Source organism: Vibrio sp. Vb2960, from assembly GCF_033337665.1.
GTDB lineage: Bacteria > Pseudomonadota > Gammaproteobacteria > Enterobacterales > Vibrionaceae > Vibrio > Vibrio alginolyticus.
The window spans coordinates 1-14,068 of sequence record NZ_JAWORD010000001.1 but is presented as its reverse complement, the minus strand read 5'-3'; the positions used below and the strand labels follow the sequence as shown (position 1 = coordinate 14,068).

At 41.8% G+C, this 14,068-nt stretch carries 12 protein-coding genes; 9 read left to right on the top strand and 3 right to left on the bottom strand.

Annotation, left to right across the window (positions count from 1 at the left end; all coding sequences use genetic code 11):
* Nucleotides 1-28 precede the first annotated feature (28 nt).
* The 3 genes from R7O03_RS00060 to R7O03_RS00050 are packed head-to-tail and all read right to left on the bottom strand — an operon-like array spanning nt 29 to nt 5,243.
* Entirely contained in the window at nt 29-481 is a 453-nt protein-coding gene (locus R7O03_RS00060; RefSeq protein WP_005373369.1) for an Lrp/AsnC family transcriptional regulator, read from the bottom strand.
* Nucleotides 482-512: 31 nt separating this feature from the next.
* A complete protein-coding gene (tssM, locus tag R7O03_RS00055; protein WP_318131255.1) occupies nt 513-3,902 on the bottom strand; it encodes a type VI secretion system membrane subunit TssM in 3,390 nt (1,129 codons plus the stop codon).
* A gap of 27 nt (nt 3,903-3,929) precedes the next feature.
* A complete protein-coding gene (locus R7O03_RS00050) occupies nt 3,930-5,243 on the bottom strand; it encodes a type VI secretion system ImpA family N-terminal domain-containing protein (RefSeq protein WP_005386112.1) in 1,314 nt (437 codons plus the stop codon).
* A 503-nt stretch (nt 5,244-5,746) separates the two neighbouring features.
* Here R7O03_RS00050 and R7O03_RS00045 point away from each other — a divergent pair.
* From R7O03_RS00045 to R7O03_RS00005, 9 genes are all read left to right on the top strand, one after another.
* On the top strand, nt 5,747-6,346 hold the full coding sequence (locus R7O03_RS00045; protein ID WP_318131253.1) for a hypothetical protein: 600 nt from the start codon (nt 5,747-5,749) through the stop codon (nt 6,344-6,346).
* A 9-nt stretch (nt 6,347-6,355) separates the two neighbouring features.
* A complete protein-coding gene (locus R7O03_RS00040; protein ID WP_262634405.1) occupies nt 6,356-7,849 on the top strand; it encodes a type VI secretion system-associated FHA domain protein in 1,494 nt (497 codons plus the stop codon).
* The gene (gene tssJ / locus R7O03_RS00035) at nt 7,842-8,342 is read left to right on the top strand and encodes a type VI secretion system lipoprotein TssJ (RefSeq protein ID WP_005386118.1); all 501 of its coding nucleotides are present in this window, start codon (nt 7,842-7,844) and stop codon (nt 8,340-8,342) included. Before R7O03_RS00040 ends, tssJ begins: the two co-directional genes overlap by 8 nt.
* 11 nt (nt 8,343-8,353) lie before the next feature.
* The gene (tssK, locus tag R7O03_RS00030; RefSeq protein WP_005373357.1) at nt 8,354-9,679 is read left to right on the top strand and encodes a type VI secretion system baseplate subunit TssK; all 1,326 of its coding nucleotides are present in this window, start codon (nt 8,354-8,356) and stop codon (nt 9,677-9,679) included.
* Nucleotides 9,676-10,467 carry a type IVB secretion system protein IcmH/DotU gene (icmH, locus tag R7O03_RS00025; RefSeq protein ID WP_005386120.1) on the top strand — a complete coding sequence of 264 codons (792 nt, stop codon included), beginning with the start codon at nt 9,676-9,678 and terminating at the stop codon, nt 10,465-10,467. The genes tssK and icmH overlap by 4 nt, the downstream gene beginning before the upstream one ends.
* A gap of 147 nt (nt 10,468-10,614) precedes the next feature.
* On the top strand, nt 10,615-12,132 hold the full coding sequence (locus R7O03_RS00020) for a PAAR-like domain-containing protein (protein WP_318131252.1): 1,518 nt from the start codon (nt 10,615-10,617) through the stop codon (nt 12,130-12,132).
* A complete protein-coding gene (locus R7O03_RS00015; protein WP_033906417.1) occupies nt 12,129-12,881 on the top strand; it encodes an AHH domain-containing protein in 753 nt (250 codons plus the stop codon). Before R7O03_RS00020 ends, R7O03_RS00015 begins: the two co-directional genes overlap by 4 nt.
* 7 nt (nt 12,882-12,888) lie before the next feature.
* Nucleotides 12,889-13,455, top strand: a complete 567-nt coding sequence (locus R7O03_RS00010; protein ID WP_047008198.1) for an imm11 family protein — start codon at nt 12,889-12,891, stop codon at nt 13,453-13,455.
* 21 nt (nt 13,456-13,476) lie between these two features.
* Entirely contained in the window at nt 13,477-13,965 is a 489-nt protein-coding gene (locus R7O03_RS00005; RefSeq protein ID WP_085569118.1) for a hypothetical protein, read from the top strand.
* Nucleotides 13,966-14,068: the final 103 nt, after the last annotated feature.

Here is a 14,068-nt window from a genome sequence, read left to right as displayed (position 1 = left end):
ATGTTTTCCTCGAAGAGGTCAGAAAAGCTTAACGACTGATCGGCTGGTGCAGTACAACGGTAGTATCAAGCCTTTGAATGCCGTTAAATGATTCAATTTCATTACAAAGATGATGAATAGACTGCAGGTCGGGCGCTTCAATTAGGGCAATAATATCAAAGTTGCCACCAACAACGCTCGTTAAGCGAACCTCAGGGATTTCTTTAAGTGCATTCGTTACATCATTCTTCTTACCCTTTTCACAAGAGATCAGTAGATAACTAGCGGCTTTTCGCCCTTCATTTTCTACACGAATCTGTGCGGTATAGCCTTTGATAATACCGGTCTTTTCTAAACGATTAATTCTTTCTGCTACTGCTGTTCGAGACAAACCAATGTTTCGGGATAGATTCGCAATCGACTCTCGCCCATTCGACAATAGACTTGAAAGTATTTTTCGATCTAATTTATCTAAACCTTGTAAAGTCATGTTTGAAATCATGTGTTCTGCCTATTTTGTTTTTATATTGTTATTAAATCGACTCTGGGAGCGTAAAGTTATACAGCTCAGCAAGAGTGAATGGGTTTTTCTGTGTCAACGGAGTGATGCGTAAGCTCAAGTCCCTCCCTGACACTTTTATGTCACTGACAAAGCTGCCGTTATGAGTGTTTGTCAAGGTCGAGTCACCTAGCAATCTGTATATCGCCCATTGACCACTCTTATTTAAAACGTGCTGTCTGCCTTCATCGGTTACATCCTGGAGTGTGATACTAATATTGAAGTCACCATTTTGCGGTGGCCATGCCATTTCACGAATGCGGCTTGGACCGTGGTAGTAACTTATATTGGTATCTGCAATTTTTAAGCTCGCTCTAATCGCACTAGAATCAAGATCGAGTACTCTTGCACTAAACGGAATATGAACGCGGTTAGTGCTTTTATTAATTAATGTGTCTCGAATAACGTTATAGTTACGCAGTTGCACTAACAGAGCCGGAGAGATTGGCATCGTCTCGCCATCCACCTGTTTTGGCGTCCACAAATTGGTATCGTAGAACGGTGCAAAATTTTTCTGAATAAATGTGTCTAACAAACCACCGGAAGCAAACAGTAATTCAAAATCTTCAATTGAGATTTCCTCGGTCGCTGTTAGATCAAATGGGTATCGTCCTAGCCCTATCTCTTTAAACTTGGTGTAAATCTCGCTGTACCATTGGGTTTGAATGCCTTTAGCGGACTCTTTAATCATGACTGACCAGCTTTGTTGAACCACATCTAACAACCAGCTACGAACGGGTTCCGGTGATTTTTGGGCAATCTGTTTAAGTTTTATTAATGGGTCAGCTTCACTGCTGTTCATTCGATGCTGAGCTGCCGCTAGCGCCGCCATTTGCGGGTCAGGTGCATCAGCAATATCTTTCATATACGTGCGAACACGGCTTAACGCTGCTACGGTCTCATCCCAAGGAGTAGGGGAGTTTGGTGTTTCACTGACCTGAAGTTGGTTTAATAAGTGAAAAGCTTGTTCAACACGTTTCATTAACAAGTAATCAGGCTTAACTACTTCCTCTACTGCGTCTGATGCGGAGTCTGCCGCTGCCACGAGTTTCGGGTCTAGCTTTGAAATCAGAGCATTTTTTTCACCAACGGGTGAAAATTGTGTGTTGGCATAGACCTGCTTCAGTACGGTTGTCATTGGTGAAGAAGGACCCGAGATTAAGTCTATCGCGTTCGTTAGATCGCCGACATTGTCATAGTTTTGGACTTTTAGTTCACTCAGCGCATTGCGCCAATTACTGATGTAGTCGTCAGTATATTTTTTACGTACTTCCTCTTTGAAGGCTTCTTGTTCTTCACTAGTAGGAATAACGTGTTGTGACAGACCTAAAACCCAGTTGTCACTGATGACTTGTTGTGACATTAGGTCCACGCGTGGTCGATAAAAAGTGCTAAAACCAGTGGAGGTATAGATCTTATCTACGATCAAGCGTTCACTATCGATTGGTGTGTTGAATACATTGCTAAACTCAAAACCCACAGCTCGTTGCAGATCTAGGGTTCCTAAATCAATCGAATTTGCTTCGTTTAAAATGCCTGCATAAACGAGATCAACATTCGAATTTGCTAGCAATGAGCGACGTGTTGCGCGAACAAGATCCATATTGATATCAATTGGCTCAAACTGCGTGCGAAAGTAAGCGTCCAAATAGCGCATCGCCTGATTGACGACGTCACTTTGGTTGCTCAAATCGTTCATCATTTGGAGAGTTTGATGACGCAAAAAACGGATATCACGCTTTGTTGGATCGTTTAGCATTAGATACCCCTTCAATAGAGGTAAAGCGCGTGTAAAAGTGTTTTGATTTTGTGTCAGTTGTAGACGGTAACCTTTCTCAATGAGAGGTATCAACTGTTGAGCAACGTCCTTAAGTAATGCTTCGTATGCGATGCGAGTGCTTTGATCCAAACGGCTAATGTTGAGTGGTAATATCTCTTCATCCAAAGCCTTAGAACCTTTAAGCCACGCCCCATAAGAAGGCTCTATTGCTTTCGTCGCCTTCGCTAAAAGCTCATTGAATCTTGCATCTTGCTCCACTTGTGATTTGTCATCGATACTCAAGAGTTGATTCATCACATGTAAGTTACGGTCTAATGTCGTGAAAAAGAAGTAACTGCCCCCAGTAAGCAGGATAATAGAGCCGAGTATTGCCAAACGGCTTTGTCTCTGAATTAGACGAAGATACGTCTTGTTTTCGCCCGCAAAGTCGCTTTCCGGCAATATTTGTGAATCAATCAGAAAGCGAGAGAAATAAGGCGTTTCTGTTAACTGTGTATGCTCTGACGCGATAATAGGTAAGTTGAAGTAATTACTACAACTTTTTGCAAGTAAATTGTACTTGCGACCGCCTTGCAGACTCGAACTAAAGAAAATCTCACGGATGTCTAGTGAATAGACACCGTTGTTAACATCACATAGACGCTCAAGCACATAGCTGACTTCAGACTGACATAGCTCAAACTGCTTAGGGAAAGCGAGTATTGCTTGTTTCTCATCAATGTCCGTTGAATTAGCGGATGCATCTAGCGCATTACTTTCAAGCACTCTCACTAGATTTCGATAGCTATCGCGGTAGTACTCTGCAAATACACCTTTGGCTTCTTTTAGTGGGATAGAGAGGAACTCAACACGTGTCTTGAGAGAGCTAAAGTGCATGTATTCTTTAAAGCCATCTAACTTGTCTAGCTTTGACATAATCAAATAGATTGGCAATGCTGAAGACGTTTTAGAGTTGATGGTACTCAAGCGCGCCAATAACGACGAAATGGTGTACTCTTTTTGCTCTGGCTCAGAGACGATCATGAACTCGAAATCGGTGAAGAATAGACACCCAGAAAATGGCTTTCGAGGTCGATGATGAATAACTTCTTCAATGAACGTATTCCATAAAGAAGCATCACTGCTTGATACTTCCTGGAACACTAAGCGTTGGTCTGGTTTGATGTATACAGCGCTGTCAGATTCGTACCATTCAAAAAAGTCATTCTTAGCGGTTCTAGTGCGATCCATCGGTTTGATTGCACTAGAATTAAATAAAAATTGACGTCGCCCTGACCCTTTATTACCAAGCATCAGGTAAATTGGTTTCTTGCCTGAGTTAGCAAGAAGAGGCTGGATAACCATAGAAAGTGCTTCTTCCTCGGTTTCCAAATGTTGAGCTTTAGCGTTGTTCTTTTTCTTCAACCATAATGTGAATTGAAAAGTGACGTAAACCATGGCGATAGCACCAAGAGTCAGCCAAAGATAAAGTTGATCGATTTCGTCAAGAAAAAGCAGATAAATAGTGGTGATAATTGCAGCCACTAAAAACATCAATATAGTAGAAATCACCACTGGATTTCTAAACAGTTTTTGTTTGAACATAAGCCTAAAACTTCTTTAATTGTATTGTTATTTATTGTCAGTTTTTTCAGCTTGTAGCTGACTCAATTTATATAGGTAGATGTTCAGTAAAAGGGTTGCGCGGTCAATTTCCTTTTGCTGTGAATACTTTTCAGCGTATTCAATACGACCTAAAAGCGGGAATAACGAGTTACTGTATTCGTACGCCTTTTCAGAGTTCTTATCTACATTCTGTCTAGCTACGTTGGCAAACACCGTTCTTGCGTCTGAGAATCGCTTATAAACATCCATAAACTGGTCTTCTAAATGGGCGCTCTGTGTCAAAAAGTTTTGACGTAGCTGCTGTGCAGAAGACGAATCCGGATAGATTGCGATTAATTCATTGGTCAAGCTATCGAGCTCGCTGACGTTACTTACTTTTGCCGAGTCTAAAAACCAGTTATTCATCATAATATCGACACGATTAATGGCCTGCGTTTTCAATGACTGAGCATATTTTTTATTTTCGTAATCTAACGAGGCGACCAAATTTACAAGTTCATTAAGTGAAGCTTGATTAATTTTTTGTTCCAATGTTCGATAACGTTGTTGCTCGTACATGAAATGTGAACATATCGCAGTAACAATCAAACCAATAACGAAGTAGATCATAAATCGACCAGACTTTGCCGGTGATGCTTTCTCTTGGCTATTTAGGTTGGGTGATGACACCGGTGCCGGAGAGGGAGACACATTCACTTTAATTTCAGGTGCCTTCTGCGTTGCTGCAGGAGCGCTAGTGTTGGCTTGTTTTTTCTCGCGTAACTCAGCCGCAATTTGTTGTTCTTTTATCTGCTCAATCCATTGATTCAAAATACGGCGAATGCGACCTAATGACGGCGCTTCAATACCGTAATGAAGACGAAGCTCTTCCTCAATCCTCAAGCATAATTGATGTGCTGCCTCTATCAATGGAAGCTCTTCTGGTAACGCTCGATGCTTATTAATTCGTTTTTCAGTATGCTCTACCATCCATTCAATAGCGCTCATTCGTGCCTTTGACTTTGAATGCTCTGGATACGCGTTGAACCAATATACGACACACACATCAAGTATTGAGTTTAACCCTTCAACAAGGCCTCTTAAGCCGTCGTTATAGGTTGACGCAACGGTAAAGTAACAGCAACAACGTAGGTCTTTCGCTTGGGTACTCAAGATCTTTTTTGAGAGTGTTTGAACCGTTTTCCACGAGACTCTCCCTGTGACTTTATTCAGGTTGTTTATTTGACGTTTAATTTCGTCAAAATCCTCAGAACCATTAGGATTAGAGCCGCTTGGGTTATTTTCATCGATTGGTCTTCGAGCGAAGTCGGTAAAAAACATAAGGAAAGTTCCAACTGATCATATAGAAGTATTAAGTTATATAGGATTTCACTACTGTTATATTAAATTATAAGCAGTGCACATCTGCCGCAATTCTATAGACAAAATAAGCGGATTAGATAATAAAAATTCATTAAAAGAAATTAAATTACTTTTAGTGTGATCTTTGTTCATAATATTAATATCAATAGTTAGGTCTATTTATAAGAAGAAACTTATATATGAAGATGAGAACGTTGATTAAAAAGTAACTAAATTGTTATCGGAGATTACGGTTTGTTCAATTAGCAATCAAATTCTGTGACTTCTATTTAAATAGAAAGATTTACTGTCTCGTCACTTAATCTGTAGTCGGTTCTTTAGTTTTTGTTTGTAGGTAAAACAACCAACCTGATAGTTGAAATGTATTAAATTATAGGTGTTTTTTTAGGCTTATTGAAAAAGAGAATATAATTGATATCTTTCGCCTCTAAGTAGAATATCGGTTTTCCTAGAGGGACGAAATGCTAAAACCAAGTCAAATTGGGCTGATTTCAGCCATGTGTCTATTTTCTTCTGTTGCAATGGCAAAAGGGGAGCGATATGGACTCTCTACCAGTATGTTGACTATCGATAGCATTAAATACGATGAAGGTAAAAGTGGTGAGCAGGATACGCTTAGGTTCGGCTTGGTTCATACTCGTCCTATTGATGAAAACAATAACCGTTGGCGTTGGTGGTTAGGGCTAAACTATCTAGCAGAAGATATTGAAGCGCCAGCAAACGGCTTATATCAAGAAGCGACGAACTATGAACTTCGTGTTGTTCCTCAATATGCGTTGACTTCTTGGAGTGTTTTCACGCCATACGTTGGTGGGGGCTTGTCTGTCGGTTACTCGCAATATTCTAATCGCTGGCAAGTAGACCAAGAGGGCTATCGTTATGAGAGTGTTGAAGACATCGACCAGTTTGAGTTAGGTGCGGTTGTGACCCTTGGTACTGCTATAAAGTTAGGCAGTAATCCTGACGCCCATATACAAATTATCCCGCAGGCCTCTTATATCCTTCCGGTTGTAAATGATGGAATTGGTGGGCTTGAACTATCAGTTTCTTTGCTCTTTTGAGGTTCGTAAATGTACTCAAATCAGCTAGTTTTATTTATCTCAAAGTGTCCAGAGGAATACACCGGTGCAAAGCATATTGAAATGCCTGAAAGTGGTGGTTCGATAGGTCGTTCCCCAAGCTGTAGCGTGTCTTTAGCCGATCACAACCGCTTTATATCGGGCACTCATTGTTTGCTCAGCGTGTATGGAGATACCTACTATATAAGTGACGTATCAACTAACGGCACAATGGTAAATGGGAATAAAATACTAAAAAATCAACCCGTTGCGATAGTTGATGGCGACATCATTTCTTTAGGGCAATATGAGATTGGTGTTTCTCTTGAGCACGTTACCTCAACACTAGACATCGCCGCTGATATTGCTCCTGAGCGTGTATCTAGCGATCCTCTGGTTAGTCTAGGAGATGCGGTTGTCGAAGAGGAAGAAAAAGTCGGTGCCTTAGAAGATTTGTTTATGGAGACTAAACAGGATGACATTGATTGTCATGATCCTGTTGCTCACCTTAACTTTTCGATGCAGCGAGATGACGATTACTTAATTCGTGATAATGAGCGTACAGAATCTGAACAACCTAGAACCGTGGAAAGCACGCGTCAGGTGGTCGATGACAGTTTCAGCATATATTCCGAATTCGATCAGCCAAGCCTCATCCCTGAAGACTGGATGGCTGCGGAAACCAAGAGTAACGCATCAGTCAATGATGCATTAGCGCCAGAAAGCGGTAAGGCACATAGAGCCGATATTGCCTCAGCTGAGGTGATGCAACCTGGCACGGTAGCCCCAGATAGCACGATTCAAAGACAACATCGTACGCATAATGTTACTGAGATGGTCGTAGAACAGGCTAATACAGGGTCAAAATGGGAAGAGATGACCCAATCTTTTACGCCTTCTCCTAACACTAATCAGCAACTTCAAATACCTACGGCAGAGCATGCGATAAACACTACGACGAAAGCACAAGTCGATGCTGATGCGGCCGTTTGCTCTCAAGATATAGCGCAAGCGTTTTTTGATGGTTTGGGTATTCGAAATCCAGAGTTGATGACAAACGAGGCGCAGTTATTCAAGCAAATGGGCACTTGCTTGCGTTTATGTATTGATAACCTACAGAAAGAGTTGCACGAAGTGGAATCGTTAAAAGATGAGCAGAGTGCGAGTGAGGCTAACTCGAACATTGCAGAGCTAATGCTCACTTTGAATAGTCAGCAATTACTGGCTCCAAATGAACTGGTTGAACAAATGCTCGATGAGCTGAACGATCACCAAGTTATGTTTAACAAAGCACTGAATGAGCTCGTTTTAGAACAGTCAGAAACGAACGATCCCGTAGCATTTGCTAACAGGGTCGCTAGCCAGTCTTTGTTCTCAACTAAGTCAAAGCTGTGGGCCGAATACCTAGATTTCTACACTAATAATCGTCGCCTGCTTAATGAAACATCCTTAAAAGGGCTGATTAAGAAAAACTATAACAAAGTGATTAAGGGAAACCATGCGTAGTATCGCCGTATTACTCGGATTTGCCATGTTGTCCGGTTGTTCCATGTGGGATCAATTTAAAGAGTCCACTGGTATCACACCAGAAACTTCGTCGATTGAATTGGTTATTGAGGCATCACCTGTACTCAATGTGAGAAATGGGGGCCAGTCATCTCCAGTTATTCTTCGTCTTCACGAATTAAGTTCGCCAGTATTGTTCCGAAGCTTAGATTTCTTTGCCTTGTTTGAGAGCGATAAAGCGTCGTTGGGTGATGAGTACATCAAACGTTACGAATATCAAATACAGCCAGGTGGAAAAGTTCATGAAATGCTAACGCTAGACCCTGACACTCGTGCCGTCGGTTTTTCAGTGGCTTTTCGTGATATTGATGGTTCGTCATGGCGAAAAGTGGAAGTTATTGAAGAGAAGAGCGAGTACTACATCAAGCTCAAGTTAGAGGGCAGTGAGTTAATTTCTGATAACACTCGCGGCATTGAACAGGTTTACTTTTAAGGGATAGAAACATGTCTTTATACAATCCAGTTGTTTGGCAAGATGGAATGTTCATGAAGCCGCAGCATTTTCAACAACTCGATCGTTCGCAAAGTAAACTATCGAGCCTACTGAGTGCCAATGCATCGCCTTTGCATTGGGGAATTAAACGTTTAGAAATCAACTCTCAGTTACTAGCACTGGGTAAAATCGGTATTACTCGTGCTGAAGGTATTTTACAAGACCGGACACCATTTGAGCTTCCGTTGCTTGCTGAGCTGCCTGAAGTGAAAGATGTAGATCCTTCGATTGCCGATAAAGTCGTTTATTTGTGCTGTCCGTTACCATCGGAACGTTCTGAGTTGTTTGGTACCAAAAAAGACGGTGCGCGCTATACGATGGAATCTCAAGAAGCGGTTGACGCTTGTTATGATTCGGAAGACATGGCAAATATCGTCGTCGGTAAGCTTAACTTTTGCTTAATGTACGATCATGAAGATAAGAGTGCTTACACGTCTATTCCGATCTTAAAGATCTCAGAAGTGAAGCCTGATGGCAGCGTGATCTTAGATGATAGTTTCATTCCTACCTGTATCGATATTCATGCGTCGACAGTACTGAGTAAATTTGCGACCGAGTTTGCTTCTATGTTGAAGCATCGCGCGGAATCGATAGTCCAGCGATTAGGGGTGGTGGATCAACAAGGCGTATCATCGGTTTCTGACTTTATGCTATTGCAAGCGCTCAACCGATACGAACCCTTGTTTTGGCATTTCGCAAGCACAGAAGCTGTGCATCCTGAGTCTTTGTATCGAATTCTTCTTCAGGCAGAAGGTGAGCTTTCGACGCTGTGTTCAACGACACGCCGACCTATTGAGTTTACTAAGTACAATCATGGTGATCTTACTAGCTGTCTTTCTCGCGTCCTAGACAGTGCGAAAATGACATTGAGCGTGATGTCTGAACAAAGAGCAATTCCACTGACCTTAAAAGATCAGAACTATGGCATCAGAACGGCAGCAATCCCTGACAATAAGATCATTGATACGACAACCTTTATCCTCGCAGTTAAAGCCGACGTGACCTTGGATGTCCTGCATACCCAGTTTGTCAGCCAAACGAAGATCGGTTCTATCGATAACATACGTGACTTGATTAACCTTCAACTGCCTGGGATTGAGATTAAACCAATGCCAGTAGTGCCACGCGCGCTGCCGTATCACGCTGGCTACACCTATTTCGAGCTCGATAAAACGGGCGAAGAGTGGATGGCATTGAAGAACACTGCTGCGATTGCGATTCACGTTGCGGGCGATTTCGCTAACTTATCATTGCAACTTTGGGCCGTTCGTCTATGAGTTACGCAGAAACCGACGTCACCGTAGTCTTATTCCAACCAGAGCCTGGCAAACCAATGGAGGTAATGCCAGCGCCTGACTTATCGAGAAACATCGCAGTACAAGATCTATCTATCGACAACATGGGTATTAACCCGCTAGTGGACCAGTTCTCATGGTTGATCGCCAGTCTGTCTTGTATGTCTTCGATCCCTTGGCTTGATGACCCGATGCCATTTCGTGAACAAGTGGCACGTGAGATTCGAAAAGGCGAACGAAAACTTAATGAAATGGAGCTCGATCGTGCTTCGGTTCTTGTTATTCGTTACTGCTTGTGTGCGGCGATTGATGAATCTGTTTGTCGACAAGAGTGGGGGGCAAATAGTCACTGGAGCCAAAACAGCTTACTGTCTGAATTCCATAACGAAACATCTGGTGGTGACAAGTTTTTCGTTATTCTCGACCGCTTAAAAGCCGACCCTCGCAAATACCGTCACGTTATAGAGTTTCTCTATTTATTGCTTCAACTTGGTTTCCAAGGCAAGTACGGCCGTGAAGAGCGTGGCAACGAAAAGTTAGCGGAAATCGGCAGCACCATTTATCGATTAGTGCGAGATGACCGCCTAGCAGAACAAGAAAAAGTTTCTTTAATCAACCTTAAAGCTAAATACCTAAAGAAGCCGTTAAAAAGGGTAATTTCACCCAAGCTGACCTTGAGTCTTAGTGCGATGACGTTTGCACTTATGTATGCGGCAACCTACATCGTCATAGACTTAAAATTTCAGCAACTGCTTGAAATGTATAGATAACCAGAAATCTAAAATGAGATCTTCTGCCAGTTTTAAGGCTTATTGTGAATATCACTGGTCTTTTAGTGAAATTCACTAGTTATTTAGAGAGATTGCAGCTTGCGATCTCTTTTATCATTCAATCAATAAAATTCAAATGGATTGGTTATGGGCGTAACAGTTGGTGCGAATGGACTTTCGATAGTTCATAAAGGCTCAGGTGGTGAAGCGAATGCAACGCTCCCAGATGTTTGTTTAACTAAGGTCGGCAAGCCAGTCGTTCCTATCCCTTATGGCAACAATGCTAAATCAGCAGACCTTGCAGGTGGGACTACGACGGTCTCTATGGATGGCGGTAACAGTGTCGCTATCAAGGGCAGTACGTTCTCAAAAAGTACTGGCGATGCGGGCGGTGACAGAAAAGGCGTTGCCTCAGGCACGATAGAAGCCGAAGCAAAATTCATTTCAGCTTCACCAACGGTTAAGTTTGAAGGTAAGGGCGTATGTCGCCTGTCCGATCAAATGACCATGAACAAAGCTAACACTATGTGTTTGGGTGGCGCACAAAACCCATCGGTTTCTGTGACTGAAGAGCAGGAAGGGACGTATACGGTTGATTTGTACCTCTCTTACTCAGACGGTGAACCCGTTCAAGGCGCAACTTACACTCTCACAGATCAATCTGGCGCCGTATTTGAAGGAACATTAGACAACAACGGTAAAGCATCGGTTGGTGGTGTTGCTCCGGGTGAGTTTGCCATAGAGTACGGCGAGGACAGCCGTGATTTTATGCCAAATGTCCCAACCAAGACCAACCCGAACTTTGATCCAAGTGCAAACGCGCAGCTAATTATTGAAGAAGCTAAGCGTGGAGAAGTCGGTTTCTGGGAGAATGCGTGGAAGAGAATGTCTGGTGCTGCAAGCTGGGTTTGGGGCGTCATTCTTGGTGACTTTAACGATGATGCCTCCGTAGAACAGATTATTGCCAATACGGCCCTGACCATGATCCCTGTTGTCGATCAAGCAGCAGATGTCCGCGATTTATCAGCGAACATTATGACGTTGTTGAATGAGGAAGAACGTGAAAAGTCGGAAAACTGGCTAGCTCTTTCATTAACGCTTATCGGTTGTGTCCCGACATTTGGTAGTGCAGTCAAAGGCACTTGTAAAGTTGCGTTAAAAGGCGGTAAAGGAACATCAAAAGATACTTTGCTTGCTGTTTTAAGAGGCATGGGTAAAGGCGATCCAGAAAAATTCCTACGCACGTTAGATTGGATGGATTATGCAAAACAGACCAGCCAGATTGTTAGCGATGTTCTAAAACCTTGCATTGAAGTGGCAACTGAGTTGGCTTCACACGCAAACAGAATGGGTGCAGATGAGCTCGGTACGTATTTCTTGAAGTTAGCGGATGAGGTAAAAATCATCGATAAGATGGTACCGGATAAGCTTAAAGAAGCGATGGGCGAGTTTGATGACCTTTTTGCTCGAATTTTAGGTAAGAGTGAGAAAACTTACCCAGCAAAAGTAAAACATAATACTGGCGAGTCTGCACAGTCAGGAAAGAGTTCTGCGAAGGCAAATGAGGATAAAGGGACTAAAACAGTTCGTTGTAGAGTGTGTAAGCGGGCAATCGCCGATAAACGACATAAGAAAAAATGTGTCCTTCCAGGAAGGAAAAAATGAGTATGAGCAATAACGGTTTTTCTCGACATGTTTCTGGTGAAGCATTACTAAAGGCCAATCATATATTAGCTGAAAAATGTGATTGTCCTCTTACTGGACATCATCTGATTAGCTTTAATTTGTTCGAAAAGCTATCAACTCAGCGAACAGAACAGATGCGAAACAAAGAATACAGTTGGAACAGTTTAGACAATATAGTAATACTTCCCAGCAGTGACAAAGGTACGGCTAAAAAGGTTGCGTGCAAGTATCGATTGCCTTGGCATTCTAGCGGTCATACGGGTAGAAATACAGTAAGTAAACTTAATCTTAAGAGTGATGAACAAGTGTACTCTAATGCAGAGCCTACCTCGATGTTAAATGGAGGGAATCCAATGAAGAGGGCTAGTATGCTGAACAAAGACAAAAATAAGATTAAAGCATATCCTTCTAAAGCCTATCATAAGTTTGTAAAGCAAGAATTGCTAGAGACGTTGGAAAAGCTACACTGTGAAATGCCACCTCCTGTATATCGAAAAGAACTGAATGATCTTTCGGAAAGAATTTGTGACATGATAAGTGAATTTACGATATTGCTTCACAATACAGGAGGTGACTTTTCTCCAAAAGGAAATGGTTGTAGAAGCTCAGATTGTCAGCAAAGAACACACAAAAATACAACTTGGCCGGAGATAGAAGAAATATGGAGTGGACTTTTTTATAAGAAAGCCCTTAAGTTCAATTATCTAAAGGTTGCTAGTAAATTATAGGTTTGAGATGGAAATAGCATACATAAATGAAGACTTTAACGAGGGTGAATCATTATTTACAGCCGTTGATAGTCGGTCGTCTTTCTATGATGATAATGATTTCACTCCCACTTCTTGTATAAGTGAGATTGTGTGGAAAGATGATGATATCTATGAAATGGAAGCGTTAGATTTAATCAGAGGCGGTGCTTTTAATGTCACTAAGCCTATTGCTGAACTAATTATGAGTTTCGACCCATACGGTGTTGAAGTTTATCCCGCAAAATTAACCTGTTCCGGAGACGGAGTGTTAACTGAGCGCTACATAATAGCAGTAGATAACTTAGTAGATGTCGTTGATTATGATAAAAGCATAAAAGTGACTGACGTAACTACTCGTTTTTACTTATCTGATGAAAAGATCAAGGAACTTCCGGATAGCAAGAGGCATGTTTTTAAACCTGTCGGAATGACAAAAACGTTCTTCTCAATCGAGTTGTTTGAAGCGCTTGTCCGTTTAGATGAGGAGGGTAAAATAAACACTAGTATCGTTGCCTTTTCATTTGATACATCCGAAGAGACGCCCCGAGTCTAGTGTAAGTAGGTAAATATAATAATGACTAACTACATAGTTTTATCTAAACAATCTTTGACTGACTTCCCATTCCAGCAAAGCCCTAAGCCAATAGTGCCAGTTGAGCCTGATTTACTGCTTGAAATGACCTTTTCTCCAAAGTTATTTATCATCAGCGATATTGCGTCAAAAGTGGAGAAACTGGTCGTACACGGAGTAGAGTGGTTAGACGCTCGTGTCGATTGTTCTCCAAGCCAACCAACAGATGATCAAATTAAAGTTTACGAAGATTATCGAATGCCTTACATCCATCAAACTTATAAATTGACGGACAAAGAAAAACAATACGGCAAGTTAAACTGGTTAGACATCAAGTCAACGGAGTTTGATTTCTCTAAATTAGAAAATATTCCCTTAGAAGAACGATTAATATTTAAACTAGAAGAAGACTTTGGATTAGTTTTTATTCACCAGAGTGTGATTGACCTTCTTAAGAAAGACGTCAAAGACGTTTGGGTAAGGGATGTATAATTAATAGCGCCGAAAGGCGCTTTTTATTTTCAGCCCTAAACCACCTACTTCAGTAGGTGGTTATCATCCGTTTCGGCTTTGCCTGTAAAACTACTCATGCTAA